The organism is Sphingobium baderi (assembly GCF_001456115.1).
Taxonomy (GTDB): Bacteria; Pseudomonadota; Alphaproteobacteria; order Sphingomonadales; family Sphingomonadaceae; genus Sphingobium; species Sphingobium baderi_A.
The window spans coordinates 3,648,793-3,672,739 of sequence record NZ_CP013264.1 but is presented as its reverse complement, the minus strand read 5'-3'; the positions used below and the strand labels follow the sequence as shown (position 1 = coordinate 3,672,739).

At 57.5% G+C, this 23,947-nt stretch carries 30 protein-coding genes; 17 read left to right on the top strand and 13 right to left on the bottom strand.

The window, feature by feature from the left end; all coding sequences use genetic code 11:
• Positions 1 to 8: 8 nt before the first annotated feature.
• Entirely contained in the window at positions 9 to 488 is a 480-nt protein-coding gene (locus ATN00_RS22995; RefSeq protein ID WP_082635246.1) for a GIY-YIG nuclease family protein, read from the bottom strand.
• An 18-nt stretch (positions 489 to 506) separates the two neighbouring features.
• On the opposite strand from ATN00_RS22995, the gene ATN00_RS17975 reads away from it, so the two are divergent.
• The 6 genes from ATN00_RS17975 to ATN00_RS17950 all read left to right on the top strand — a co-directional run bounded on the left by ATN00_RS17975 (position 507) and on the right by ATN00_RS17950 (position 4,054).
• Positions 507 to 1,067 (top strand): hypothetical protein, encoded by a 561-nt coding sequence (locus ATN00_RS17975; RefSeq protein WP_082635245.1) that lies wholly within the window; start codon positions 507 to 509, stop codon positions 1,065 to 1,067.
• An 84-nt stretch (positions 1,068 to 1,151) separates the two neighbouring features.
• Positions 1,152 to 1,559, top strand: a complete 408-nt coding sequence (locus tag ATN00_RS17970; RefSeq protein WP_062067226.1) for a hypothetical protein — start codon at positions 1,152 to 1,154, stop codon at positions 1,557 to 1,559.
• Positions 1,556 to 1,891, top strand: a complete 336-nt coding sequence (locus ATN00_RS17965; RefSeq protein WP_062067223.1) for a hypothetical protein — start codon at positions 1,556 to 1,558, stop codon at positions 1,889 to 1,891. The genes ATN00_RS17970 and ATN00_RS17965 overlap by 4 nt, the downstream gene beginning before the upstream one ends.
• A 17-nt stretch (positions 1,892 to 1,908) precedes the next feature.
• Positions 1,909 to 2,652, top strand: a complete 744-nt coding sequence (locus ATN00_RS17960; protein ID WP_156415301.1) for a hypothetical protein — start codon at positions 1,909 to 1,911, stop codon at positions 2,650 to 2,652.
• Between the two features lie 68 nt (positions 2,653 to 2,720).
• Positions 2,721 to 3,254, top strand: coding sequence for a hypothetical protein (locus ATN00_RS17955; RefSeq protein WP_156415300.1), 534 nt, complete (start codon positions 2,721 to 2,723; stop codon positions 3,252 to 3,254).
• Positions 3,255 to 3,313: 59 nt separating this feature from the next.
• Positions 3,314 to 4,054 (top strand): hypothetical protein, encoded by a 741-nt coding sequence (locus ATN00_RS17950; RefSeq protein WP_062067218.1) that lies wholly within the window; start codon positions 3,314 to 3,316, stop codon positions 4,052 to 4,054.
• Between the two features lie 15 nt (positions 4,055 to 4,069).
• Here ATN00_RS17950 and ATN00_RS17945 read toward each other — a convergent pair whose 3' ends face one another.
• Both ATN00_RS17945 and ATN00_RS17940 read right to left on the bottom strand, forming a co-directional pair.
• Positions 4,070 to 4,726: a hypothetical protein gene (locus ATN00_RS17945; protein ID WP_062067216.1), complete on the bottom strand. Its 657-nt coding sequence runs from the start codon at positions 4,724 to 4,726 to the stop codon at positions 4,070 to 4,072.
• The gene (locus ATN00_RS17940; RefSeq protein WP_062067213.1) at positions 4,723 to 5,358 is read right to left on the bottom strand and encodes a hypothetical protein; all 636 of its coding nucleotides are present in this window, start codon (positions 5,356 to 5,358) and stop codon (positions 4,723 to 4,725) included. The genes ATN00_RS17945 and ATN00_RS17940 overlap by 4 nt, the downstream gene beginning before the upstream one ends.
• A 217-nt stretch (positions 5,359 to 5,575) precedes the next feature.
• On the opposite strand from ATN00_RS17940, the gene ATN00_RS17935 reads away from it, so the two are divergent.
• Entirely contained in the window at positions 5,576 to 6,031 is a 456-nt protein-coding gene (locus ATN00_RS17935; RefSeq protein ID WP_156415299.1) for a terminase small subunit-like protein, read from the top strand.
• A gap of 85 nt (positions 6,032 to 6,116) precedes the next feature.
• On the opposite strand, the gene ATN00_RS17930 is transcribed toward ATN00_RS17935, so the two are convergent.
• Positions 6,117 to 6,458 carry a Rap1a/Tai family immunity protein gene (locus tag ATN00_RS17930; RefSeq protein WP_062067207.1) on the bottom strand — a complete coding sequence of 114 codons (342 nt, stop codon included), beginning with the start codon at positions 6,456 to 6,458 and terminating at the stop codon, positions 6,117 to 6,119.
• Positions 6,459 to 7,010: a recombinase family protein gene (locus ATN00_RS17925; protein ID WP_062067204.1), complete on the bottom strand. Its 552-nt coding sequence runs from the start codon at positions 7,008 to 7,010 to the stop codon at positions 6,459 to 6,461.
• Positions 7,011 to 7,309: 299 nt separating this feature from the next.
• Here ATN00_RS17925 and ATN00_RS17920 point away from each other — a divergent pair, with 299 nt between their 5' ends.
• Positions 7,310 to 8,299: a hypothetical protein gene (locus ATN00_RS17920; RefSeq protein WP_062067201.1), complete on the top strand. Its 990-nt coding sequence runs from the start codon at positions 7,310 to 7,312 to the stop codon at positions 8,297 to 8,299.
• Between the two features lie 153 nt (positions 8,300 to 8,452).
• On the opposite strand, the gene ATN00_RS17915 is transcribed toward ATN00_RS17920, so the two are convergent.
• The 3 genes from ATN00_RS17915 to ATN00_RS17900 all read right to left on the bottom strand — a co-directional run bounded on the left by ATN00_RS17915 (position 8,453) and on the right by ATN00_RS17900 (position 11,596).
• Positions 8,453 to 8,866 (bottom strand): hypothetical protein, encoded by a 414-nt coding sequence (locus ATN00_RS17915; protein ID WP_082635244.1) that lies wholly within the window; start codon positions 8,864 to 8,866, stop codon positions 8,453 to 8,455.
• Positions 8,867 to 9,317: 451 nt separating this feature from the next.
• On the bottom strand, positions 9,318 to 11,036 hold the full coding sequence (locus ATN00_RS17905) for a recombinase family protein (RefSeq protein ID WP_082635243.1): 1,719 nt from the start codon (positions 11,034 to 11,036) through the stop codon (positions 9,318 to 9,320).
• Positions 10,958 to 11,596, bottom strand: a complete 639-nt coding sequence (locus tag ATN00_RS17900) for a glycosyltransferase (RefSeq protein WP_062067192.1) — start codon at positions 11,594 to 11,596, stop codon at positions 10,958 to 10,960. Before ATN00_RS17900 ends, ATN00_RS17905 begins: the two co-directional genes overlap by 79 nt.
• Positions 11,597 to 11,895: 299 nt before the next feature.
• On the opposite strand from ATN00_RS17900, the gene ATN00_RS17895 reads away from it, so the two are divergent.
• The 5 genes from ATN00_RS17895 (at position 11,896) to ATN00_RS17875 (ending at position 15,584) form a co-directional block, all read left to right on the top strand.
• Complete coding sequence (locus ATN00_RS17895) at positions 11,896 to 12,075, top strand: hypothetical protein (RefSeq protein WP_062067189.1); 180 nt, start codon at positions 11,896 to 11,898, stop codon at positions 12,073 to 12,075.
• A gap of 96 nt (positions 12,076 to 12,171) precedes the next feature.
• Positions 12,172 to 12,498: a hypothetical protein gene (locus ATN00_RS17890; RefSeq protein WP_062067186.1), complete on the top strand. Its 327-nt coding sequence runs from the start codon at positions 12,172 to 12,174 to the stop codon at positions 12,496 to 12,498.
• A 116-nt stretch (positions 12,499 to 12,614) separates the two neighbouring features.
• The gene (sucC, locus tag ATN00_RS17885; protein ID WP_062067184.1) at positions 12,615 to 13,814 is read left to right on the top strand and encodes an ADP-forming succinate--CoA ligase subunit beta; all 1,200 of its coding nucleotides are present in this window, start codon (positions 12,615 to 12,617) and stop codon (positions 13,812 to 13,814) included.
• A gap of 94 nt (positions 13,815 to 13,908) precedes the next feature.
• Positions 13,909 to 14,658, top strand: coding sequence for an electron transfer flavoprotein subunit beta/FixA family protein (locus ATN00_RS17880; RefSeq protein ID WP_062067181.1), 750 nt, complete (start codon positions 13,909 to 13,911; stop codon positions 14,656 to 14,658).
• The gene (locus ATN00_RS17875) at positions 14,655 to 15,584 is read left to right on the top strand and encodes an electron transfer flavoprotein subunit alpha/FixB family protein (protein WP_062067179.1); all 930 of its coding nucleotides are present in this window, start codon (positions 14,655 to 14,657) and stop codon (positions 15,582 to 15,584) included. The genes ATN00_RS17880 and ATN00_RS17875 overlap by 4 nt, the downstream gene beginning before the upstream one ends.
• A 71-nt stretch (positions 15,585 to 15,655) precedes the next feature.
• Here ATN00_RS17875 and ATN00_RS17870 read toward each other — a convergent pair whose 3' ends face one another.
• The 3 genes from ATN00_RS17870 to uvrA form a co-directional block, all read right to left on the bottom strand.
• On the bottom strand, positions 15,656 to 16,036 hold the full coding sequence (locus ATN00_RS17870) for a glycine zipper 2TM domain-containing protein (protein ID WP_062067177.1): 381 nt from the start codon (positions 16,034 to 16,036) through the stop codon (positions 15,656 to 15,658).
• A 126-nt stretch (positions 16,037 to 16,162) separates the two neighbouring features.
• On the bottom strand, positions 16,163 to 16,342 hold the full coding sequence (locus tag ATN00_RS17865) for a hypothetical protein (RefSeq protein WP_062067175.1): 180 nt from the start codon (positions 16,340 to 16,342) through the stop codon (positions 16,163 to 16,165).
• Between the two features lie 213 nt (positions 16,343 to 16,555).
• Positions 16,556 to 19,474, bottom strand: coding sequence for an excinuclease ABC subunit UvrA (gene uvrA, locus ATN00_RS17860; protein WP_062067173.1), 2,919 nt, complete (start codon positions 19,472 to 19,474; stop codon positions 16,556 to 16,558).
• A 136-nt stretch (positions 19,475 to 19,610) separates the two neighbouring features.
• Here uvrA and ATN00_RS17855 point away from each other — a divergent pair, with 136 nt between their 5' ends.
• Positions 19,611 to 20,183, top strand: coding sequence for a septal ring lytic transglycosylase RlpA family protein (locus ATN00_RS17855; RefSeq protein WP_062067172.1), 573 nt, complete (start codon positions 19,611 to 19,613; stop codon positions 20,181 to 20,183).
• A 651-nt stretch (positions 20,184 to 20,834) separates the two neighbouring features.
• Complete coding sequence (locus ATN00_RS17845; RefSeq protein ID WP_062067168.1) at positions 20,835 to 21,179, top strand: UrcA family protein; 345 nt, start codon at positions 20,835 to 20,837, stop codon at positions 21,177 to 21,179.
• A 67-nt stretch (positions 21,180 to 21,246) separates the two neighbouring features.
• On the opposite strand, the gene ATN00_RS17840 is transcribed toward ATN00_RS17845, so the two are convergent.
• Together ATN00_RS17840 and ATN00_RS17835 are read right to left on the bottom strand one after the other, a co-directional pair.
• Positions 21,247 to 21,993, bottom strand: coding sequence for a LytR/AlgR family response regulator transcription factor (locus ATN00_RS17840; RefSeq protein WP_062067166.1), 747 nt, complete (start codon positions 21,991 to 21,993; stop codon positions 21,247 to 21,249).
• Between the two features lie 5 nt (positions 21,994 to 21,998).
• A complete protein-coding gene (locus ATN00_RS17835) occupies positions 21,999 to 23,108 on the bottom strand; it encodes a sensor histidine kinase (RefSeq protein WP_062067163.1) in 1,110 nt (369 codons plus the stop codon).
• Positions 23,109 to 23,270: 162 nt separating this feature from the next.
• On the opposite strand from ATN00_RS17835, the gene ATN00_RS17830 reads away from it, so the two are divergent.
• Both ATN00_RS17830 and ATN00_RS17825 read left to right on the top strand, forming a co-directional pair.
• Positions 23,271 to 23,486 carry a hypothetical protein gene (locus ATN00_RS17830; protein WP_231746329.1) on the top strand — a complete coding sequence of 72 codons (216 nt, stop codon included), beginning with the start codon at positions 23,271 to 23,273 and terminating at the stop codon, positions 23,484 to 23,486.
• Positions 23,487 to 23,576: 90 nt separating this feature from the next.
• Positions 23,577 to 23,828, top strand: coding sequence for a hypothetical protein (locus ATN00_RS17825; RefSeq protein WP_062067160.1), 252 nt, complete (start codon positions 23,577 to 23,579; stop codon positions 23,826 to 23,828).
• Positions 23,829 to 23,947 lie beyond the last annotated feature (119 nt).

Sequence of the window (23,947 nt, the reverse complement as noted above, 5' to 3'; positions counted from 1 at the left end):
GTCGCAAATCAATCGGGTTCGTCTGCGTATATCTCGGCAAGTGCAGTTATCGCTTGGGCTGCGGAGCAGGCAAAAACCTCTCGCCCTATCTGGCCACCTTTGCGATCATAGCTAAATTCTTGACGATACTTCGCAAGGCGGCGGTGCAACTCGGCTTCAAGCGTGGCGGGCTTTTCGCTCCAATCGGAATAGACCAAGTCCCAGCGACTTATCCCCGCTAATCGATGTGCGTTGAGTTGCCGTAACCGTTCTTCAACATCGGCCCCGATGCCGACTTTTGTAAGCTGCTTGCCGTGGGCAACCGCGATATAAATCCACCCTGGTCGCGCATGGCGTAACACGAAGCCAATGGTGGCGGGATGGCATTGGATGCATCGGCCCTTGCCATTCGTTAAGCGGTGCCCTTCGCTGCCCGTATGGTCACATTGTATGACGCAAAGGGTGGCATCCAAGCTGGTTTGGCTGACTACTGGAATGGCGTTTTCCAACGCAGAGCAACTGCTTCATTGAAGGGCATCCAAGCTGCTGTTTCAGCTTTGACTGTCAACATCTTGCCAAACACCACTGCATTTGGTTTGGACCTCATCATTGACGCTACCGTTGATGCTGACTTGTATGCCGACCAGTTCGACACAATCATCATCTCACCAGCAACCAAGGGCAAGTTGCAGAAGCAAGAAAAGAACAGCTACGTTCCAGCTTCACAAACCAACATCGGTTTCGACACATGGGCAGGATACAAGATCATCGTCGATAAGACTTTTGGTGATAACATGTCCGTAGTTGCTCGTTCAGGCGCTTTGGCGTTCGGCACTGGCACCCCAGCAGGCATGGTCCCATTTGAAGTTGAGCGCATCGCAAACGGCGGTAACGGCCAAGGTGGCGACATTCTCCACAGCCGTCAGTCAGTTGTCCTTCACCCACAAGGCTTCAACTACAAGGGCGGAGTTTCACCAACTGAAGCTGCAACCACTGGCAACCTCGCTCACAGCGGATCATGGGAATTGGCAGTGGACAAGCAATATGTTCCATTCCGTTTCTTCGCTCACGATGTAACCGGCGGCTAATCCAAAAACATAAAGGAGTTAAGGAGCCTCGTCAGCAATGGCGGGGCTTCGCTCTGAGTAGCTGACCGTTTGTATAAATACGGTATGATAACGATAATCCAAGCTGATGAAGTCCATACAGTTCGCGGTAACACTGAATGGTCCAATCTAAGCACCACACAAAAAACCGCAGCTTTGGCCAAGGCAGATGATTATATCACTGCCCACTATCTGCCCTTCAAAGCGGACGTAGAGGCTGACAACCAACGGCTTGTGATTGCAACCGCATTGCTCGCCTTGGAAATCCAAACCAATCCAGTCGCATTGAAGGCTGATCCAGCCATCAAATCTGAGGAAATCGAGAGCGACGGCGACAGCATCAAAACGACATATCAGGACGCTGACAAAGCCCCATACACAGACCCTTATCCGCTCGTAACCGCATTGCTTGCACCACTCAGAGTGGCCGCATCAACCGGCGCCAGCATCAGCTTTGGGCGTATGGTCCTATGACGGATATTGTTGGCAAATTCATCGACGGTAGGGAGCAGATATTCGCCGCTTTTGGCGTCAGTGGCACTTTGACCCGTATCACCAAAGGCACGTTCAACCGCGTAACAGGAAAGCCAACCACACCTGACGTTCAACAGCAACTCACCGTCGAGGTGAAGTTAGGCAAGCGCAAGGTGAAGGACGACAACGGCGTTGAGACGGTTATCCAGACTGCCACATGCCGCGAGAAAATGGAGCAAGGCGATTTGCTCTCTGTAGCTGGCCTCTCACTCAGAGTGACGGCTGTTACCCCTAAAACGATCAAGGGTGTCGTGCTTACGTTCCGACCGTAAGGAGCGCGCCTGCGCCCTTGATGAACGATTTGAAGGACGTGGCGCTGGCCATACCTGCCGTCGAAAACGATGTGCTGGCCTTCGATCCGTCAAAGCGTATCTGGAAACCGAGCAAGCCTTGGCTTGGCGATCTGCCTGACCCAGCAGACAACACCTTTCTCAACCTGCAAGACGTGCCAGACAGTTACATCAGCCACGGCTTGGATTTTGTGAGGATCAAGGCTGACGGCAGCGGGCTTGAATTCGTCCCGATCAATCAGGTGCCGAACGGCGGCGGCAGTGGACAAATTCTCCAGAAATTCAGCACAGCGGATGGGGCAACTACATGGTCGGATTTGTCGGCTGGCATCGTCGGCTGCGTTCCAGTCGGCGGCATCACTGCTACAGACGTGCAACTCGCAATTTCTCAGTTGGAAGCGCAAAAACAAGGTCTGCTGACCACTCCTGCCGTCCAGCTTCCTTCGCTGAATAGCCCGTGGATCAACTACGGCGGGGGTTATTTGGGCGCTCAATACTATAAGACTATCGAGGGAATTGTCGTGCTGGAGGGGCTTATCCAAGCGCCCGGCGGAAGTAGCACCAGCGGAGTGACCCTCTTCACGCTTCTGCCGGGATTCAGGCCGAGCGGAACGCTCATGTTCGGCCCTTGGTCTGGCGGCGGCTCTTGCCGCATCGATATAACCGTCGATGGCGACGTCATCATGCAGTCAGGAAACACAGCCTTCACGTCGTTTTCTGGCATCAGCTTTTTGGCGGCATGACTGTAGGGGCCGCGCCGAAAACGCCGACTTTCCATAAATAGGGTATGAGCAGCATACCAGCGATCACGTTGAGCGAATTTCAGAACGGCAAGATAATCGGATACCATTTGGCCCCGTTGTATGGCGACAATCCGGGCGATTTTGACGCCCTGCAATTGATCGAACAATTGGCCGCTACCAGCAGCACATTTGGCACCAGCGAATGGCGGACGGCGAACGCGCTGACTCGGCATCATGACGGCTGCTCAGCGGTGACGTTGGAATATGACGCCACCAAAGCCTTGAAGGTGGCTACGAGGCTGACAGATGCAGAACGCGCCTTCCTGATGATCCCCACTCAAAGTGACGGCTTAAGCTGCTATGCCTTCCTTTTCCCCACATTGGACTTCGCCAAATACGCAGACGCAAAACGCTGCGCCCAGCTAATCGCCCAATATGTTGAGGTGGACGGCCTCACACCGAATTCCCACCTACCATCCTTCCAATTCCGAATCCGCCATGACCTGCCAACGCATTTCCACGATGGCGCACTTCTGAACGCGCAATCTACCGTCGAACTCGGCCAGATGTTGTTGACGAAAATCAGGTCTTTTGAGCGGTAGGACACATCGCTTTGAAAGCTGTTGTTTTCTAACTATATGGTAGGAAAGCAGATGGTTAGATGGTGATAGGAAGAAAATTGCTGATAAGCGATGTGAAAGTCCCCAAGGAGGCAACGGTTAAAATCCAGCCATTCGTTCTGACCCAGCACCCTAATCTAGCCGTGATTGTAGCATTAATCATCGCAAGTTGGGCTGAAACAGAGGCGCGCCTTGATTCCATCTTTTTAGCACTGACGAAGGACGAAGCCAGGCTCGCACAATTCAAAGAGCTAAAGGGTTGGGACCGGCGCGTTGAATATATGTCCGCTGCGTTGAAGGACACGGCGGGTGAGAGGGCAGCGGCGACGGTGCGGGCGGTCCTGAATGTGGTATCAAAAGCTGCGAAAAAACGTAATGAAGTTGCCCATGGGCTTTGGGCGATCTGTGAGGGTGAACCCAGCCAATTGGCGCTATTCACGAGTGATGCTTATACTCATGCAACGAGATCGGCCATCGAGGCTGAGGCGGTTGGGTCCGCTCGAATGAATTCACCCCACGAGATATTTTTCTCTAAAGCACGTATTGTGAACGAAATACACCTGCAGAAAGCATGGGAAGAATGCGAGGAAAGCAGGAATTTGCTTCACAGTTTTTGGACTGATGAGTTGCCTGAGATTGTAAAGGTCAATCGCCACATTCCAGCAGCCAAAGCCATTGAGCATATCGAGGTGGCTGAACGTATTAAGAACGCGGAACGGGATATCAGGCGTCGCGAGAAAGAAGACGCTAAAAAACAGCGTGCCGATCGTTCGGTAGATTAAAACATGGAAACCTAACTACGCGAGTAAGCCGTCATCTATAACGCGCAAGCGACGAACCAATCCGGCTCGCTGCTCAGCATATGCTTCATAGAGTTGGCGGACAGCAGCAGAAACGGCGCTTGCATTAGAGTCTAACTCCTTTTCTGCTTCGCTTGATCGTGCGACGGCGGAAGCATGTTCCGCATCAGACCAGTTGCAATCCTCTGGAAACATGAACGCATAGTGTGGCGCATAGATATCCCATAATACGCCCGAAAAAGCGTCCACAGCGGCCAGCAAAGCGGCCTTTTGGACTTCAATTGCTTCCACATCGTGAGACTGGATGAAGAGAGCCTTCAACTCAGAATCGGCGCCTATGAATTCGCTGTGCTGCTGGGATGCCCATTCATCAATGCCTTTGGTTTCTCCATAGTTGTCGAACCGATAAATGGCGGAATGAACGTCAGTGAGCCTCTTCGCGGTGATCTCACCGACACGGTTGCGATGGGTATCCAATTGCAGGATCATGTCCCCAATCGTCTCTCGCACCATGACATTGTTTTGCGCCCGCATAAGGGCCAATTGGCGATAAACTGGACGCCCAGCATAAAAGGCCGCACCAAGGGCTAAAGCGCCGGTGATGAGCGTCTGCCATTTATCGAGCCAATGGACGAAGCAGTCCCAATAGGTCATTTAGAATCCTCTTCATCCTTCGCGGTAAGTCCAACCACGCGAGGGGGAGGGATGCGACGCGCTTTCTCAACAAGCTCACCTGCGATCTTCGCCATGACGGCATCGGCTTTGGCCTTATAGCGCCACGCTACATACTCGGATTTCAAATCCACCAGCGTCTCATAGGAGTTGGCGATTTCCTCAAAGAACGCCTCCACGTCAGCGACAGGCACTGCATGTTCGCCAGTGAGTTTCAGATGCCATTCGCCACCATGTTTCTGAACGGCAGTTTCGTCTCTACCTCTGATGATCTTGACCATCTGACCGGCTTCATTCTTTTCCCATAGGTCGTGAATGAACCTGTTCCGCTTGTCTTGAAGTGGTCCTTTGAGAGCCTTCACCTGCTCATTGACCGCATTGAACCAATCGCTGTTTGGCCAACGGACATGAGCGACTTTCTTGAGGATATCCAACTGGCTCCTGAAAGATGTTTCACTGAGAACAATCCGTTCGATTTCCGGTGCGTTTCCATCCTCCATGACCACATCACGGAGGAAATGACGAACCATGTCCTCAACCATACCCCACATGACGACCACGCTGCCTAAGGCCATCATCAACTGATTGAATTCGTCGCTTTCTTCCACAGCCATTTAATCCCCCAATTCGGTCTACCCCTGCCAATAAATAGCAGTAGGAACAATTGGAGATTTTGCCAGAATGGCACAGAGAAAACAGAGGTCAGCAACGACCCGCGAGAAAATCAGCATATCGCAATCAGTAGCCAGTGAAGCGCGTGGCAAAGACATATCCACGGTAGCTCGACAGAACCTCCTAATCAGCCCCACGGAAAGCTGGAGGGAATTGACCGTGGAGGACAAGGAGATAGTGGCGAACCGCCTTTATGGGGGAGAGTCAGTCAGCATGATCTGCAAGGATTTGGGGATCGATCCCGGCCATATCTATCGAGCCTGCTACCTTGATGACGAGTATGCCCAGCGCATCGCAATCGCCCGCACCATTGGGCAGCACGCCTTGGTTGACCAGCTATGGGAAATTCCATTCCGCACGGACATGAGTTCGGCAGACAAGCATCTGCTCAGCGATAACATCAAATGGGCAGCAGCAAGGATCGCTAAAAGCAGCCAGTCACCATTGGGCAATTACAACGAGCGCACCGAAGTCCATGAACGGACTGAGACGGTGCAGATTGTCCTACCCAGCGAATTTAATGGGATTGAGGGCGATTTCACTGTGGTTTCTAAGCCGGAATCACAACAAACCAGCCAAGGCCCATGTGGTATAGCTGACAGCAAAAAACGCTGATTTTACCCCTCTGAAACCCGCAGAAAACGGGGGTTTTCAAGGGGTGGTTTCAGCAATTTGCCCGAAATCGAGGTTTTCTTTCGGGCTATTGTGGGCCGATTATCTCGGTTCCAAAAGTATCCTTGAATAAATCCCAGATGATGATCGCGGCGGACTTGTGCCTGACTTCTGGATGCTGCCGCAGATAGGAAACGACCAAATCTCGCTGTTGAACTCCTGTGACCCCATCCAGTTTGAGGACAGGGGTGCTATCGCGAACGCCAGACAACGTGAAACCATCTGTCAGGCCAACGATATACATTTGGCAAGAGACAGCCACGGCTTGGCTGCTGGACCCGCAGAATTCGAGTATCTGATTGCCCGTCATTGCATGGGCGGTCGTCGGCAGAGCAGCCAAACCCAATGCGAGTGCCACAAGTCGCTTCATTCATTCCCCCCTTGATTCCAACAACCTATAAACGGACTGGCGATGGCATCCAAGCTGCTTGGCGATAGCAGATGGCCCCGTCCCCTCAGATGCCATCTGTCGCACTCGCTCAGCGTCAATCACAGCTTTCCTGCCCTTGTAGACGCCCTTTGCCTTGGCTTTCAGAATGCCCTCTCTCTGGCGCTCTCGTCGCAAGTCGTTCTCGAATTGGGCGATGGCACCCAGCATTCCTATCATCAGCTTGCCTGTGCTGGTGCTGGTATCAACCTCGCCCTGCTGGATGCACTTGAACGCTACGCCCTTGGCTTCCAGACTGGCAATGATGTTGTGGAGGTCGTGGGATGATCGGGCAATGCGATCCAATCTGGTGACAATCAACGTGTCACCTTCACGAACGAAATCCAGACAGAGTTGAAGCTGAGCGCGATTGCTGGCTTGGGTGCCGCTCAATTTATCCTGGAAGATCTTCTCTGCACCAGCTTCAGTCAGTCTTTCCGTTTGAAGGTCAATGTCCTGCTCTTTGGTGCTGACCCTCGCATAACCTATTATCATTCTGTTCACCTGTTATTTTTGGTTGTTAGCATCAAAAAATACAGGGTCACGAATGCGGAAGTCGATATAAAAAGACTTGTGATTCAGTGGCTTGGCTGATGTAATGTGACGGATATCCCAACTGTGACAGACTGGCTGTGGGGCTGGCTGGATTGGGAGGGGTATACCCCTGTTTCTGTTGGAGGGGCGGGGTGAGCGCTCATCACTATCTTTGATTTTCAAAACCATGCCGGTTTCAGATTTTTGCCATGCGACCAAAAACCGTTTCACCATCGAGTCTGAGCCATTAACGTGGCTTCATGATATTCAAACCTCGCAATCTCAGACCAATTGCCCAGATGGTAGTCGGCGATGTTCCGCATTTCCACTACCGAAGCAGTTACTACATCACCCTTTTCTTTGAAGAGTGTGAGTTTGATTACGCACATGATGGTAGCTCAAGAGTGCCGTGGACACAGGCCGTCCTCACTGAGCTGCTGGCCGACCCACAGCCGAACGCAAATCAGCTACCTGACCGCTTCGCTACTGTGTTGCGGGTGTTAATGGATAAACGTGAGGCACAGGACGGTGACGACGACCGTTTACTTGCTTTGGCTGCCTTAAACGTCCCACTGATGCGGGAGGGTTTTGAGGGCTTTTATGGCGAAGATGGGGTTTTCTACGTCCGGCATATCAGGACCATGACGGTGTCAACGCCGGTCAATATCTATCGGCCGCTCACCCCAGCAGAGGCAGAAAATCGGGAACTGCTAATTGCCTATCTGGACAAATGCTCTGAGGATGAACTGATAGCGGAAATCCTACTGCCTATGTTCAGGCACCTTGGTTATCAACGTATAACCAACGTAGGCCATAAGGATAAGGCACTGGAATACGGGAAGGACGTGTGGATGCGGTATAAGCTGCCGACAGAGCATGTCATCTACTTCGGCATTCAAGCCAAAAAGGGAAAGCTGGATTCCGCCGGTGCGACGAAAAGCTCGAACGCCAACATCGCCGAGATTTACAATCAGGTCCTCATGATGCTCGGGCACGAGATTTTCGACCCTGATAATAACCGTAAGGCACTCGTCGATCACGCATTTATCGTCGCCGGTGGAGAGATCACTAAGGCGGCGAGGAACTGGCTTGGCGGCATGTTGGACAATTCGAAGCGGAGCCAAATCATGTTCATGGACCGCGATCATATCCTGAACCTATATACTGCTCACCGGCTGGAACTACCCAAAGCTGCTCAGCCTGCTGTTGCTCAACCGTGGTCATTCGAAGAAGATGAGGCGCCATTCTGACTGGCGGATAGCGGGCCTGAGCGCAGTGATCGTCGGCCAGAATCGGGTTGGCATAAGCGAGGAGCCGCCCAGGCCAAATCGTCTACACGCGCAAGCGACGAAAAATAAGCCCGCCATTGCTGACGGGCTTTGGTGCTTTGGGATTGATGCCGTTTACTTCTTCTTGGCAGCGTTCGCTTTGCGCGAAGCTGCGCCAGTCTGACCCCGCGTTTTTGCGTTAGCGGAGAGAGAAGCAAGCTGAGCGTCGAACTCACCAGCGAGGGCGCTTTCCTTGATCGCGGCGTAGATCGCTTCAAATTCCTTCGCGGGAACCACGACTTCCGTTTCCTCGGCAGTCAGCTTCATGGGGCTGTTGGAGTAGCGAACGCTGAACTTCACCTCATCGCCCTTCTTGACGATGGTAGGACGCTTAACTTCCTTGTTGCCAGCTTTGAATGCGGCAAGTGCCTTGTCCATGTTCTTGCCCAGCCGCTGAGCAGGGGTGAGAGCAGCAGGGCCAGATTTGACGTTCTGGAACTCCTTGCTTTCCGCAACGGTCTTGAGCGACTTTCTCCAATCAAGTGCCATATTGATTTCCTTTCTTTAGCTGCCTTTGGTTCACATCACCTACATAGACCGTTCAAAGGGTCAACGGCTAAATATGATATGTCCAGATACAGAAAGAAGAAACCGTCCGTTCCATATTGCTACCGTCCCTACGAAGCTATGGACGCGCAAGGGAGGAATGCAATTTATCATCCTTGGGTGATGGATACCTGCTTAGCTGAATATCAAAACCCATTCAAAATGGCGCATTCGATTAATCTGTATGCGTGTGACGATGAGGTGGCCCTAACAGCCTATCAATCATGTGCCGCTTTGGGCATCGGAGTAGCCCTGTGTCAGACCGTCCGGTGGGAAGAAGGGAGTATTACGGGCTGTAACTACAAGCTGCGATTTGCGACAGAGTTGGAGTGGACCGCCGCGATGTTCGTTATCTAGGAGGGCATGAGCGGGCCTTGCATCGAAGTGCGGTGAGTTAAGCTCGGACGCGCTTGAACGCCTCATCAATAATCATGTCTTTGTCCTCCAGCAGGAACCCTTCGTCCATCGCGCCAACAATCCTGTCTCCGGCCACGCGATACCCAATTGCGGTTCCATCAGCCGCGTAGGTTGCTGAAAATCCGTCATCCACTTCCACGGTAAACGTGCGGTCGTCGTTGATGTAAACAGCTCTCAGGAGACGGCTGAGCAAGCTGTTGATCCGCGCTCGTGTCTCGAAGCGTTCATCAGCATCTTCGCTTTCCAGATTGCTCCGCATTTCCGCAATTAGGTCCACGTCCTGATTTTTGGCGGGCTTGGCGGCCTCAATGTCCTTCTCCAGTTTCGTGTTGGCAATCTGCTGCGCCAGCGTTTCTATTTCCGCTTCGATGGCGTTGGCCTTTTGAGCCAGAGCCTTTGCGGCCACGCCGTTCGCAATTGCCTCCACGATGTTATCCAGTTGCTTCTGCCTCACATCGATTTCCCGCTGCGATTCAGCGATCTTCAGATCAAACGCTTGAAGGACTTTATCCTCATGTTTCTGGCTGGCGATCAGCGGCAGGGCTTTGTTCAGCACCGTTTTTTCGATCACATCGTATCTGATGTGAGCGGGATTATTGCAGGGGCTTTCCTTATATCTCGCCTCATTGCATTTGAGGTAAGTCCGCGTGTTCTTATAGTGAACCACCGTGCCATCCTGCTTGACGTATTTGTCGTTGAAGGTGCGCTTCATAAAGACGCCAGCCTTTCCGCAAACGCCGCACTTGGAAATTCCCAAAAATAGGTTTGCGCTGCGCTTCCGTTCATCACCGCCGATGCTTGCGCGCACCTTACGGACGGATTGAGCTTTGTAAAAAGTGTCTACGTCCACGACCGCAGGATAATAATCCGTTGCGAGAGTTTCGCCTTTCAGCGTGACATATTCACCTATAACGGCGCGCGATTGCAGTAGCTTGTGGATGTAGCGGTAGGTCCAGTCGTTTCGGTCTTTATATCGCTTCTCTGATGACCAGGGCTTTTCTCCCATCTCATTCAGCTTACGCATGATGATGAGGCATCCGAGGCCATCATTATACCATCCATACATCAGTCGAACGATGTTGGCGCGATGCTCGTTCAGAACGTATTTGTCGTCCTCAATGTCCAGCCATGCGGGGCACTGTCTGGAGTATGCGCGCTTGTCGCCGTTGGCGATCTCTTGATGCACCTTCGTCCAGTTGGCCTTTGACCGTTCAGATTTTTTGAAGCTCTCTTCTTTGCCCAGCGCGCCTTTGATGATGATGGACAGCAGGTCCATCAGGTCGCCATCGTCGCCAGCCTTATAGATATGACCGTCATGGTAGGTGGCTACGTCAACGCCAGCCTCATTCAATGACCATATGAGCTGAGCAGCAGCCTTCGCACCTTGGCGCGATAGGCGATCCACATTTTCGCAAACCAGCACGGCACCTGATGAGAAATGGCCGTTCCGTGCCTTTAGTTCAAAACCGTGAAGGGCTGCACCTTCTTCACGATTGGCCCCTTTGAACGCGCTCTTGCCCTCGTCGCGCAGTTCGCCAACGAGGTCCCAACCGTGCTTGTCGATGAATGTGCGCCCGTAAGTAAGCTGGCGCTCAATGCTGCTGCCTTCTTTCTGATTTAGAGAGCTAAAGCGGGCGTAGAGATATGCGGGCTTGGCATCCGCAGTTTTAATAGGTTGCTGATTTTGTTCGGCCATATTGACAACCACCGTAAGGGGAGGGGAGTTGCCAATGTGTTTACAACCGTCACCACATTGTCGGCATCGTGAAGCAGGACCGCCTTGAACGCGAAACCGCTTTTGCGTTCTTCGGCTTCCATCGCGCGCCACAGCAGGTTGAGGCAATCGGCTTTCGTGGTGGGACCGGGATGAGAATTGATCGCCAGGATCACTCGCGGTTCATGGGCCGCGATCCTGCCCGCCGCCTCGATCGTCGCACGGTCGTTCGGATAGACTCCGACGAAAATCCTGTAGTTCGCATCCTGCCAACGGTGCAGCGCGTTTCTGATCATCGGGCCGATCACGTCAGCCTCGTCCCATGCGGGCACCAAAACGGCGATTCGTCCGGGGTTTGGAGAGTGCGGCATCGTGGCCGTCGTCATACGCGGATGGCGCGAGTAGATGGTAAGCCTGCGCCAAACACGGCGGCACAGGAACAGGACATCTATCAGCAGGTCGTCGATCCCGCCGACAAAAAGCCCCGCCACCGCGAAGAGAAGAATCTCGCGATGAGCGATCGCCAAAAAGGCGACCAGCATTTCCCCCAAAATATCGACCCCCTGTCTTTATGGGAGCGGGTGATGCCATGATGATGCCCGTTTTCCAAGAGGTTGCGTCATCGACTCCATGAAATTGTCGCCATTGCCGCAATCCTTGCCATCGCAGGCGAGGCGCTTCATCATGCGCTAGTCCGGCATGAGAGTGCGTCAGGCCGCGCTACCCGTGGGACAGGCTGATTCGCCGGAATGGGCGGGAAAGGGTAAAATCCCGCACCGGCGCCTCAGGCGACCGAGATGAGCCACCTGACCCACATATAAGGAACGTCAAGGAGAGGCCGATGGATAGGGAAGTGGATGTCAACTACCTGCTGCATCGTCAGCAGATGTCCTTGATACGCGCCGCAAAGAGTCAATCGGCGGCCGGCAGGACGGCCTATGAAGATCTCGCGCGGGGCTATGGCGAGCGTGTGGATGCCTATCGCCAGGGAAATTTCCGGACAACTTCCCTCACGCACTAGGTAAAGCCGTCAGCGCCGCGCAATCGGTCTTTCAAGAGTGCTGCTCCTGCAAGCTGTTTAGGCCTGGTTCAGCATCATGTCGCCATCAATCGGGCCATGACGAGTCCGATCCCGCGCTGCGCCTTCGTGCCCCTGCTTATGGCCGCGCTGCTTTCATCCTGCGCGACCGTTTCGCCCGAGTCGCGTTTGCGGAACCGCCTGATGGAGGCGGGACTATCCCCTCGCATGGCGACATGCATGGCCGGCAAGATGGTGGACAGATTGAGCCTGTCTCAACTTCGCAAGCTTCAATCCCTTGCCTCACTTCGCAAAACGGACATGGAAGAAGTCACGCTCGATCATTTTCTCCACAAGATCCGCGCACTGGAAGACCCGGAAATTTTCCTCGTTACCAGCAAGGCGGCGATTTCCTGCTCCTTTTAAGGGCGCGGCACTTTGCAATTTTGCAAAGTCATTTTGCAAATTCATCTGGCATGGCGCCATCGCCTATGCTTTAGCCCTCCCTAACAGGTTTGCTGCGAAAAGGACGGGTCGGACCCATGAACATCCACGAATATCAGGCTAAGGAACTGCTGGCGAAATATGGTGCGCCGGTCGCCGCGGGCTATGCTGCTTTTTCGGTCGATGAAGCTGTCGAAGCCGCAAAGAAGCTGCCCGGACCGCTTTATGTGGTCAAGTCGCAGATCCATGCCGGTGGCCGTGGCAAGGGCAAGTTCAAGGAACTGGCTCCCGAAGCGAAGGGCGGCGTTCGTCTGGCCTTCACGCTGGATGAGGTGAGGGCGCACGCTACCGACATGCTCGGCAATACGCTCGTCACCGTGCAGACCGGTGAAGCGGGTAAGCAGGTCAACCGTCTCTACGTGACCGACGGCGCAGACATTGCCAAGGAATTCTATCTCGCCCTGCTGGTCGACCGTGCGACGGGCCGCGTTGCTTTCGTGGCGTCGACCGAAGGTGGCATGGACATTGAGGAAGTCGCGCATTCGACGCCTGAGAAGATCCACACCTTCGCCGTTGACCCGGCCACCGGCTTCATGCCGCATCATGGCCGCGCTGTCGCCGCTGCGCTGGGACTTGCCGGCGATCAGGCGAAGCAGGCGGCCAAGGTCGCATCGTCGCTCTACGCCGCGTTCCTCGATACCGATGCCGAGCAGATCGAAATCAACCCGCTGGCCGTCACCGAACAGGGCAATATTCTCGTGCTCGACGCCAAGGTCGGCTTCGACGGCAATGCCATGTTCCGTCACAAGGACATCGCCGAGCTGCGCGACCTGACCGAGGAAGATCCGGCCGAGGTCGAGGCTTCGGAATATGACCTTGCTTATATCAAGCTGGACGGAAACATCGGTTGCATGGTGAACGGCGCGGGCCTGGCCATGGCGACGATGGACATCATCAAGCTGAACGGTGAATTTCCCGCCAACTTCCTGGACGTCGGCGGCGGCGCTTCCAAGGAGAAAGTGACTGCGGCCTTCAAGATCATCCTGAAGGATCCGGCGGTGAAGGGCATTCTCGTCAACATTTTCGGCGGCATCATGCGTTGCGACATCATCGCGGAAGGCATTGTCGCGGCGGCCAAGGATGTGAATCTGTCGGTTCCGCTGGTCGTGCGCCTGGAAGGCACGAACGTCCAGCAGGGCAAGGACATTCTGGCGCAGTCGGGCCTGGCCATCGTTCCCGCGGACGATCTGGGCGATGCGGCGAAGAAGATCGTGGCGGAAGTGAGGAAGGCGGCCTGACGCACCAAGCCACTGGAATGAACAGCATGGGGCGTAGGTGGTCCGGAAACGGGCCGCCTGCGTCCTTGTTGGCGTATTAACGGAGGATGTTGCAATGAAGATCCTTGTGCCCGTGAAGCGGGTGATTGATTACAATGTGAAACCCCGCGTGAAGGCGGACGGGACGGGCGTCGATCTGGCGAACGTCAAGATGTCGATGAACCCGTTTGACGAGATTGCGGTTGAGGAAGCCATTCGCCTGAAGGAAAAGGGCGTCGCGACCGAGGTTGTCGCGGTGTCGATTGGCGTTACCAAGGCGCAGGAGACGCTGCGGACGGCTTTGGCGATGGGTGCGGACCGCGCGATCCTGATCGAAAGCGATGCCGAGGTGGAACCGCTGGGCGTGGCGAAGCTGCTGGCGAAGGTTCAGGAAGAGGAAGGCGCTGGCCTGATCATCTTGGGCAAACAGGCGATCGACGACGACAGCAACCAGACCGGCCAGATGCTCGCGGCGCTGCTGAACCTGCCGCAGGGCACGTTCGCGTCGAAGGTCGAGGTCGAGGGTGACAAGGTCAATGTGACCCGTGAGGTCGATGGCGGGCTTGAAACGGTGAAGCTCAGCGTGCCTGCGATCATCACGACGGACCTGCGCCTTAATGAACCGCGCTATGCCTCGCTGCCCAACATCATGAAGGCAAAATCCAAGCCTCTGGCGACCAAGACGCCCGCCGATTATGGCGTGGACATCTCGCCGCGCCTGGAAACGATGACCGTCGCCGAACCGCCCAAGCGGTCGGCGGGGATCAAGGTCGCCGATGTCGATGAACTGGTTGCGAAACTGAAGGCTCTGGGAGTTGCGGCATGAAGACGCTTGTATGGGTTGAACATGAGGGCGGTGCCATCAAGGACGCGACCCTTTCCGCCGTTACCGCCGCCGGCAAGCTGGGCGAAGTGCATCTGCTGGTTGCCGGTCAGGGCGTCGATGGCGTCGCCGCCGAAGCCGCGAAGATTGCGGGCGTGGGCAAGGTGCATGTCGCGGACGATGCGGCCTTTGGTCATGCGCTGGCCGAAAATGTCGCACCGCTGGTCGTGGAACTGATGGGCAGCCATGACGCTTTCGTGGTGCCTGCCACCTCCAACGGCAAGAACATCGCGCCGCGCGTAGCCGCGTTGCTCGACGTGATGCAGATCAGCGACATCCTCTCGGTCGAGGGCGAGGATACGTTCACGCGCCCGATCTATGCGGGCAATGCGATCGCGACGGTCAAGTCGAAGGACGCGAAGAAGGTTATCACCGTGCGTGGCACGGCGTTCGAGAAGACAGCGCGCGAAGGCGGCAGCGGCGCGGTGGAAGCCGTGGCTTCGACCGGTGATAAGGGCCTCTCCAGCTTCGTTGGTGCGGAGATTGTCAAGCTGGAACGTCCCGAACTGACCTCTGCCAAGGTGATCGTGTCGGGTGGTCGTGCCTTGAAGGACAGCGAAACCTTCGAGCAGGTGATCTTTCCGCTGGCCGACAAGCTGGGCGCGGCCGTTGGCGCAAGCCGGGCTGCGGTGGACGCGGGCTATGTGCCCAACGACTATCAGGTCGGGCAGACCGGCAAGATCGTGGCGCCTGAAGTCTATGTCGCGGTCGGCATCTCCGGCGCGATTCAGCATCTCGCCGGCATGAAGGACTCCAAGACCATCATCGCCATCAACAAGGATGAAGATGCGCCGATCTTCCAGGTCGCGGACATCGGCCTTGTCGGCGATCTGTTCAAGATCGTCCCGGAACTCACCGAAAAGCTGTAATCGGCTTTCGACAAATAGGGAAAGGGCGCGATCCGAAGATCGCGCCCTTTATTCTTGCTTTTCCTCTTGGTTTATTCGCAATTGATGTCGTTACGGTCGATAGCGCGGCCTGCCAGCGCGCCGCCCGCACCGCCCAGGATCGTACCAAGCGTCTTGGAACCGCCCGGAGCGATCACATTGCCCAAAACCCCGCCCGCCAGAGCACCCACGATTGTGCCAGTAGTGCCGTCATCACGCTTGCAATAATAGCGGCCATCACGGTCGCGGTAGATGCTGTCATTGTCGCCAAGCCGACGGTGATGCCGTTGCCCGTCACGGCGGTCGCCGCGATGGCTGGGGCGATCATAGCTGCCGGGCCGGTCATAGCCATAACGGTCGCCATAGCCGTCAGAAGCGCAGGCGCCGAGCGGCAACATGGCGACCAGGGCAATGGCGAGAATGGGGGTGCGCATAAACATTCCTCCTTATTGGCTTTTCACCAACCCTTCGGAGCGGGGAAGGTTGCGTAGCTCTGTCACATCATGTGGCACGAGATGCGCGCAATGTTTCGGTGATCAGCGGAAAACTGCGGGCCGGCATTACGGAATGGTGGATGAGGATGGCGTGGGATTCCCCGGCGCCTGCCGGGTGACGAGGTCGGCCTTCGCCTGATTGTAGCGGGTGTTGAGGTCGTCCTTGAAGGCTGTCAGCTTGCCTTCGTCATAGAGCTTCTTGCCGACATAGCCTGCGATGGCGCCGAAGATGAGGGTGCGGATCATGGAGAACTCCTTGGCCTGTGAAACGGTCGAGCCGGACAACGGGCCGTCGGGCGTTCCTGTTCCGGGTCAAGGGAAAGGGCGCGGCGAATGGAAGAGAAGAGGCGGCGGGCGGTCTTTTACAGAGGGAAGTAGAGAACTGAAACCAGTTTGCCTGAGGCCGCAGGTGGGGCATTTTCCTACATATGTTGGAAAATCGGGATGGCCCCTCATGGCTCATTCCGCCGCCACGGCCTCCAGTCCCAGCAAGGGGGCGAGATAGCGTCCGGTGAAACTGCGGCTGTTCTTCGCGACCTTTTCCGGCGCGCCTTCGGCCACCACTTCGCCGCCCTTGACGCCGCCTTCTGGTCCCATGTCGATGATCCAGTCGGCGGTCTTGATGACATCCAGATTATGTTCGATCACCACCACGCTGTTGCCCTGCTCGACAAGGGCGTGGAGGACTTCCAGCAGCTTGCGGACGTCCTCGAAATGGAGACCGGTGGTGGGCTCGTCCAATATGTAGAGCGTGTTGCCGGTGGCGCGGCGGGAGAGTTCCTTGGCCAGCTTGACGCGCTGGGCTTCGCCGCCGGACAGGGTTGTGGCCTGCTGGCCGACCTTGACATAGCCCAGCCCCACTTCGGCCAGCATCGCCATCTTGTCGCGGATGGGCGGCACGGCCTTGAAGAACTCCACCGCGTCCTCGACCGTCATGTCGAGCACGTCGGCGATGGACTTGCCCTTGAACTTCACTTCGAGAGTCTCGCGATTGTAGCGGGCGCCGTGGCAGACGTCGCAGGTCACATAGACGTCCGGGAGGAAGTGCATCTCAATCTTGAGCACGCCGTCGCCCTGACAGGCTTCGCAACGGCCGCCCTTGACGTTGAAGGAGAAACGGCCTGGCTTGTAACCGCGCGCCTGCGCTTCGGGCAGACCCGCGAACCAGTCGCGGATGTTGGTGAAGGCCCCCGTGTAAGTCGCGGGGTTGGAGCGTGGGGTGCGGCCAATGGGCGACTGGTCGATGTCGATGACCTTGTCGCAATATTCGAGGCCCGTCACCTTGTCATGCGCGCCCGCGACGATGCGCGCGCCGTTGAGGGCGCGGGCGGAGGCGGCGTAGAGGGTGTCGATGGTGAAGCTGGACTTGCCGGAGCCGGAAACGCCGGTGATGCAGGTGAAGGTGCCGAGCGGGATCGACGCCGTGACGCCGCGCAGATTGTTGGCGCGAGCATTGTGGACGGTAAGCTTCTTGCCCGTGCCCTTGCGGCGCTTGACGGGCACTTCGATGCGGCGGGTGCCGTTGAGGTAATCGGCCGTGAGGCTGTCGCGATGGGCGAGCAGTTCGTTGAGACTGCCCTGCGCCACGATCGCGCCGCCATGAACGCCCGCGCCCGGTCCCATGTCGACGATATAATCGGCAGCGCGGATCGCATCCTCATCATGCTCCACGACGATGACGGTGTTGCCGAGATCGCGCAGGCGTTTGAGGGTAATAAGCAGGCGGTCATTGTCGCGCTGGTGGAGGCCGATGGAAGGTTCGTCGAGGACGTAGAGAACGCCCGACAAACCGCTGCCGATCTGCGAGGCGAGGCGGATGCGCTGGGATTCGCCGCCTGAGAGGGTGCCGCTGGTGCGGTCGAGGTTCAGATAGTCGAGGCCGACATTGTTGAGGAAGCCGAGACGCTCGACGATTTCCTTGAGGATGGCGCGGGCGATCTGGTTCTGCTGGTCGGTGAGCTTGTCGGGCAGGGTGGAGAAGAAGGCGAGCGCATCGACCACGCTGCGGCGGGTGGACATGGAAATGTCCTCACCGGCGATCTTGACCGCGAGAGCTTCGGGCTTGAGGCGCGCGCCGTCACATGTCTCGCAGGGCATGGCGGTCTGATATTTGCTCAATTCCTCGCGCATCCAGGCGGATTCGGTCTGGAGCAGACGGCGGTTGAGATTGCCGATCACGCCTTCGAACGGCTTGCGGACTTCGTAGCTTTTCTTGCCGTCGACGAAGCGCAGGGTGACAGGCTTGCCGCCGGTGCCGTGGAGAATGATGAGCTTCACCTCGCCGGGAAGGTCTTGCCACGGCGTTTCGAGGGAGAAACCGAACTCCTTCGCCAAGGAGCCAAGCACCTGCATATAATAGGGGCTGGGCGGGTTGGACTTGGCCCAGGGGACGACCGCGCCCTTCTTGAGGGAAAGGGCTTCGTTGGGAACGACCAGTTCGGGGTCGAACTCCTGCCGTTCGCCCAGGCCATCGCAGGCCGGGCAGGCGCCCATCGGCGCGTTGAAGGAGAAGAGGCGCGGCTCGATCTCCGCGATGGTGAAGCCGCTGACCGGGCAGGCGAATTTTTCCGAGAAGACGATGCGGTTGGCGGGGATGCCGGCGCCTTTCATCTTCTTGTCGGCGGATTGCGCTTCGTCTTCGCGGCCCGGGACGACGCCGTCAGCGAGGTCCACAAAGGCGAGACCGTCCGCCAGCTTGAGCGCCTGCTCGAAACTGTCGGCGAGGCGGGTGCCCATGTCGGGTTCGACGGCGAGGCGGTCGACCACGACTTCGATGTCATGCTTATATTTCTTGTCGAGCGCGGGTGCGTCCTCGATCAGATATATTTCCCCGTCGATGCGGACGCGGGTGTAGCCCGCCTTCTGCCACTCTGCCAGTTCCTTGCGATATTCGCCCTTGCGGCCGCGCACGACGGGGGCGAGCAGGTAGAAGCGGGTGCCTTCGGGCAATTGCATCACGCGGTCGACCATCTGGCTGACGGTCTGCGCGGCGATGGGAAGGCCGGTGGCAGGCGAATAGGGGATACCGACGCGCGCCCAAAGCAGGCGCATATAGTCGTAGATTTCCGTAACCGTGGCGACAGTGGAGCGCGGATTGCGGCTGGTCGTCTTCTGCTCGATGGAGATGGCGGGGGACAGACCCTCGATATGCTCGACATCGGGCTTTTGCATCATCTCCAGGAACTGACGCGCATAAGCGGAGAGCGACTCCACATAGCGGCGCTGTCCCTCGGCATAGATGGTGTCGAAGGCCAGGGAGGACTTGCCCGAACCCGACAGGCCGGTGATGACCACCAGCGCATCGCGGGGCAGGTCGACATCCACGCCCTTGAGATTATGCTCGCGCGCGCCGCGCACGGAAATATGCGTGAGACTCATGGGGTCTTCTTGTTCCAGATTTGTTCTATTGGGGCAAGTGCGCGTTTCGCATCTGTCCGCCAAGATAGGATCGGTTGCGGGAAAGGGAAGGGCGCGGGGGTTCCATCCCGCCGCGCGGCGCATTAGGGTCCGCCGCATGAGCGGTGGAATGGCGAAAGGGATGCGCGGCGGCGTGCTGGCTGCGACGGTGCTGCTGGCGGCCTGTGGCGGGGGTGTGCGATACAGGCCGGTAAGCGACGTGCCGGTGAAGATCGGCAAGCCCTATAGCGTGCGGGGCGTGACCTATGTGCCCGCGGCCGATCCAACCTATGACTATCTGGGCTATGCGAGCTGGTATGGCAGCGAATCGGGCAATCAGACAGCCAATGGCGAACGATTTCGGCCCAAGGCGGTGACTGCCGCGCACACGACCTTGCCGCTGCCGAGCTATGTCGAGGTGACGTCTCTGGACAGCGGGCGCACGATATTGGTGCGGATAAATGATCGCGGACCCTTCGCCAGAAATGGCAGAATCATTGACTTATCTCGGGGTGCCGCGGAACAGCTTGGCATGCATGTCCAGGGGGTGGCGCCGGTGCGCGTTCGCATTGCCAACCCACCGGAAAAAGACCGGAAAAAGCTGCGCGAAGGCAAGGATGCACCGGAAAGGCCTCGCGTTCCCGAGTCCGTGCTGGTAAAGTGGCGGGCGCAACTGGTGGCTGGAAAATAGGTAATATCCCCTGTCCTGTTTCCCAAAATAGGACGCAAAGCCAATTGACGTTACGGAAACGTAGCGTTAATGGTTTCACCTGCCAAATGTCGTTGGTAGCCGCAGGCAGCCCGTTCGTCCCCTGGGGACGCTGTCGAGCGGAAATTGGCGGCCGACTGTCGATTGGCGCCGGGTGAATGGCGTTTCTCGACTATCATGAGGCATCCCAAGAGGGGGTTTCCCCCTGTTCAGAGACGGTTAACGCGTGAGCGTGTCGTCTGATAGATGACAGTTTCGAAATCCTGGAGTGCCCGACAGCATCCTGGATACGCCCCCGGCCTTCCCTTGCGCCGGGGGCGTTTTCGTTATGCGCCTGACCGTTTCGATTCGGAGTTTCCGTTACGGAAATGTCGCTTGTCCGGGTGTTCATGTCGTTCGTCATGTCTTTTGTCCGGCGCTATCTGCCTTTTGTCGATGGATGTGCCGTTGGGCGATGAAGCGCGCCGTCCATCGAAGGCGGCAGGCATCGCGCCCGCCACCGCCGTAAAAGGAAAGGGCAACGGCGGCGACGCGCTTTCCCCCACTGATCGAGCCTCCGTTTTCATCCCCGGTTTGTCGCTCAATCCCCCCGAGCGACGAACCGGCAAGACAAGCAGTTGAGGAGACTTTGCCATGTTTGCCCCCTTGAAGACCCTTTCCATTGCCGCCTTTGCCGCCGCTTCGCTGATCGCGGGCAGCGCCAGCGCGGAAACCTTTATGTCCAACGGCCGCACTTTTGAGGTCCGTTTCGGCGATCTGGACCTGTCGCAGGCAGCGGATCAAAGGGAATTGCAAAGCCGTATCGGGCGCGCCGCCGGCAGGGTGTGCGGAAGCCGGGATCTGGCCGAAGCCACCCGTTGCCGCAGCGCGGCCATCGCCCATGTCAAGGCGCCGGTCGCCGCCGCCATCGCCCGGGCGGAAACCAAGGCGCGCTATGCCGAGGCGGGGAAAGCCCCGCATTCCGCTTTCGCCAATTGAAGGGCGCGGTCCCAGAAAGGAAAAAGGCCCGGCATTGTCGGGCCTTTTTCTGTGCGCCGCTTGGACGTCAGCGTCCCGTCATGGCCCGCGCGTTGGCAAGGAACGTGCGGCCGATGCGGATTTCCCCGCCCAAGGCGAGGCAGGCGAACCAGACGCCGCTGCCGTCATGACGCAGCCGGACGATATGGTCGCGCCGGACGATATGCGAGCGGTGGAGCCGGACGAAACGCTGCGGGTCCAGCCTTTCCTCCAGCGAACTGATGGTCTGGTGCAGCAGATAGCTGTGAGCGCCCACATGCAGGCGCATATAGTCGCGCTCCGCCTCGATCCGGTCGATCTGGCCGGCGGCGATGCGGACCAGTTCGGAGCGGTGCGGCACCCAGAATTCCTCCGCCCATTCAGGTTCCGGTTCGGCTGACGGCGCGGGGCTGGCCAGCGCGCGGCTTTGCAGCGCGAGTTCGACGCGGTCGATCGCGCGGGAAAGGCGGTCATGCGCCACAGGCTTGAGCAGATAATCGACCGCGGCGAGATCGAACGCTTCCACCGCGAAGCCTTCAAAGGCGGTGACGAAGATCACGGCTGGGCGCAATCCCATGCGGCCGATCGCGCGCGCCACGCCGATGCCGTCGAGCAGCGGCATGGCGATGTCCAGCATCACCAGGTCGGGTTGCAACCCTTCTATCAGGCGAAGCGCGGCTTCCCCGTCATTGGCCGTGCCCGCCAGCGCGATGCGCGGTTCGCGGGCGCAGAGCATCTGGAGGCGTTCAACGGCCAGCGGTTCGTCATCGACGATCATGGTGCGGATGGAGGTCATAGGTTTCAGCAGCCCCGTCGGATGATCGGAAGGGCAAGTTCGACCGCAAAGCCGCCGCCCTCACGCGGACCATAATATATGCGGCCTTCATCGCCAAAGCGGGCGGCCAGCCGGTCGCGCACATTGGCGAGGCCGATGCCGTTGCCGCCGTCCGATGCGCTGGGCGGCTTGTCGCCGTCATCGGTGACGGTGAGGCGGAGCATCCCATCCTGCTCACACGCGGCGATGGTGATGGTGACGGATGCGGACGTGCGCGACACGCCATATTTGATCGCATTTTCCACCAGCGGCTGAAGGATCAGGCCCGGCACGCAGGCGTGAAGCAGGGATGGGGGCACATCGATGCGCGTGATGAGGCGGTCGGGGAAACGGACGGCTTCGATGTCGAGATAGAGCTTCTGAAGATGCACTTCCTCTTCCAGCGGCACATCTTCCAGCGGATCGCCGGTCAGGCTGGTGCGGTAGAAGTTGGATAGGGAGAGTATCATCTGCTCCGCCTCGTCCCGCCGATCTTTCATGACGAGGGAGGACAGGGAATTGAGCGTGTTGAACAGGAAATGCGGGTTTACCTGATAACGCAGCGAGCGCAGTTCCGCCTGTTGCGCCGCGCGTTCGAGGCGCGCGGCGCGGCGTTCGACGCGATGCGCTTCGCTGGCATAGGAAATGGCCAGATACAGACCGGCCCAGGCGGCGAGGAAGAAATAGCGGCTGATCGCGTCTTCCACGATCGACATGAGGGCGTAGCCCGCTTTTTCATATTTCGCCGGATCGGAATCCGGGAACAGGCCCACGGGATCATAGACGTTGAAGATGTAGAAATTCGCCGCCGCCATCGCCAGCGCAAAGGGAGCCGCCAGCGAAAAGGCCGCGACGACGCGGACGCTGAGCGGCTTATGATCGAACCGGCGCAGCGCCAGATAGAGAACCCATGTGGCGACGACGCCGATCACCGTCACCACCATGCGCCGCGCGGCCAGCGCGTCCTGCGCCTCAAATCCCATGACGGCGGCGCGCAGCGACACGAGGATGGCGTAGAAGAGCCAGAAGCCGAGGATGGAATAGAGCGCAATGGCGGGCGGCACGCCGCGTTCGCCGTCTTCGGGAAGAAACGTCATATTGCCGGTCTACGCCAAAGGGCATCCGCTGTCGCGTGTCTGTCGTGTAGCTGGTCGAAAGACGCTGACCATTGGTCGAAGCGCCTGACGGAACCCCCGCCCATGGGCATCCGTTTTCCTTTGGCAGAGGGCCGGTGTTCCGGTCCAACAAGGAGAGCCATTATGTCCGACAAGAGCGATATCCGGCCCAACAGCCGGGAGGAGGCGGGTGACAAGCGACCGACCGACGCGCAGGACCATGCCGTCACGACGGAAGAGAAGCTGGAGGAAGGACTGAAGGATTCGATGGATGCATCCGATCCCCCGGCCGCCACCATGCCGGGCGACAATGGCGATCCGGTGCCATCTTCGGGATATAAGAAGGAGCGGGGCCAATAGCGGCCCTGCGGGAAACATGTTAATATGAGGGCAAGGGCGGCTTTCAAGGCGGAAAAACACCAGGCCGCCCCTTTGGAAGGAGAGCCGTTTATGCCGACATCTGCCACGCCTGCGATTGAGCGTATCGCCCGCGTTCTTGCCGGACGCCAACTGAGCCTGAATGGTGAAGGCAACGATCCGCATGCGTCGAGCGCGGTGGATGCGACATGGCATCGGCACGTCGATGACGCCTATGCCATTCTCCATACCCTGCGTGAACCCGATATGCAGATGGCGCAGGCGGGCGATGTCGCCGTATGGCGCAGCATGATCGGCGCGGTGCTGGAAGGCCGCGCGGATTGATTTTCTCTCGATTTTTCTGAGACAAGAGCGGATGGAAATCGCCTCCATCCGCCGCATAGCGAAAAAATGATGTTGCGCCGCAAAACGAAATCTGATTCCCTGTGAATGTCGGTGGAACA

Coding starts and splice junctions, on each gene's coding strand:
- ATN00_RS17970 (WP_062067226.1), top strand. CDS start 1,152: ATGATAACGATAATCCAAGCTGATGAAGTCCATACAGTTCGCGGTAAC.
- ATN00_RS17965 (WP_062067223.1), top strand. CDS start 1,556: ATGACGGATATTGTTGGCAAATTCATCGACGGTAGGGAGCAGATATTC.
- ATN00_RS17950 (WP_062067218.1), top strand. CDS start 3,314: ATGGTGATAGGAAGAAAATTGCTGATAAGCGATGTGAAAGTCCCCAAG.
- ATN00_RS17945 (WP_062067216.1), bottom strand. CDS start 4,726: ATGACCTATTGGGACTGCTTCGTCCATTGGCTCGATAAATGGCAGACG.
- ATN00_RS17940 (WP_062067213.1), bottom strand. CDS start 5,358: ATGGCTGTGGAAGAAAGCGACGAATTCAATCAGTTGATGATGGCCTTA.
- ATN00_RS17930 (WP_062067207.1), bottom strand. CDS start 6,458: ATGAAGCGACTTGTGGCACTCGCATTGGGTTTGGCTGCTCTGCCGACG.
- ATN00_RS17925 (WP_062067204.1), bottom strand. CDS start 7,010: ATGATAATAGGTTATGCGAGGGTCAGCACCAAAGAGCAGGACATTGAC.
- ATN00_RS17920 (WP_062067201.1), top strand. CDS start 7,310: ATGATATTCAAACCTCGCAATCTCAGACCAATTGCCCAGATGGTAGTC.
- ATN00_RS17915 (WP_082635244.1), bottom strand. CDS start 8,866: ATGGCACTTGATTGGAGAAAGTCGCTCAAGACCGTTGCGGAAAGCAAG.
- ATN00_RS17905 (WP_082635243.1), bottom strand. CDS start 11,036: ATGGCCGAACAAAATCAGCAACCTATTAAAACTGCGGATGCCAAGCCC.
- ATN00_RS17900 (WP_062067192.1), bottom strand. CDS start 11,596: ATGCTGGTCGCCTTTTTGGCGATCGCTCATCGCGAGATTCTTCTCTTC.
- ATN00_RS17895 (WP_062067189.1), top strand. CDS start 11,896: ATGGATAGGGAAGTGGATGTCAACTACCTGCTGCATCGTCAGCAGATG.
- ATN00_RS17890 (WP_062067186.1), top strand. CDS start 12,172: ATGACGAGTCCGATCCCGCGCTGCGCCTTCGTGCCCCTGCTTATGGCC.
- sucC (WP_062067184.1), top strand. CDS start 12,615: ATGAACATCCACGAATATCAGGCTAAGGAACTGCTGGCGAAATATGGT.
- ATN00_RS17880 (WP_062067181.1), top strand. CDS start 13,909: ATGAAGATCCTTGTGCCCGTGAAGCGGGTGATTGATTACAATGTGAAA.
- ATN00_RS17875 (WP_062067179.1), top strand. CDS start 14,655: ATGAAGACGCTTGTATGGGTTGAACATGAGGGCGGTGCCATCAAGGAC.
- ATN00_RS17870 (WP_062067177.1), bottom strand. CDS start 16,036: ATGCGCACCCCCATTCTCGCCATTGCCCTGGTCGCCATGTTGCCGCTC.
- ATN00_RS17865 (WP_062067175.1), bottom strand. CDS start 16,342: ATGATCCGCACCCTCATCTTCGGCGCCATCGCAGGCTATGTCGGCAAG.
- uvrA (WP_062067173.1), bottom strand. CDS start 19,474: ATGAGTCTCACGCATATTTCCGTGCGCGGCGCGCGCGAGCATAATCTC.
- ATN00_RS17855 (WP_062067172.1), top strand. CDS start 19,611: ATGAGCGGTGGAATGGCGAAAGGGATGCGCGGCGGCGTGCTGGCTGCG.
- ATN00_RS17845 (WP_062067168.1), top strand. CDS start 20,835: ATGTTTGCCCCCTTGAAGACCCTTTCCATTGCCGCCTTTGCCGCCGCT.
- ATN00_RS17840 (WP_062067166.1), bottom strand. CDS start 21,993: ATGACCTCCATCCGCACCATGATCGTCGATGACGAACCGCTGGCCGTT.
- ATN00_RS17835 (WP_062067163.1), bottom strand. CDS start 23,108: ATGACGTTTCTTCCCGAAGACGGCGAACGCGGCGTGCCGCCCGCCATT.
- ATN00_RS17830 (WP_231746329.1), top strand. CDS start 23,271: ATGTCCGACAAGAGCGATATCCGGCCCAACAGCCGGGAGGAGGCGGGT.
- ATN00_RS17825 (WP_062067160.1), top strand. CDS start 23,577: ATGCCGACATCTGCCACGCCTGCGATTGAGCGTATCGCCCGCGTTCTT.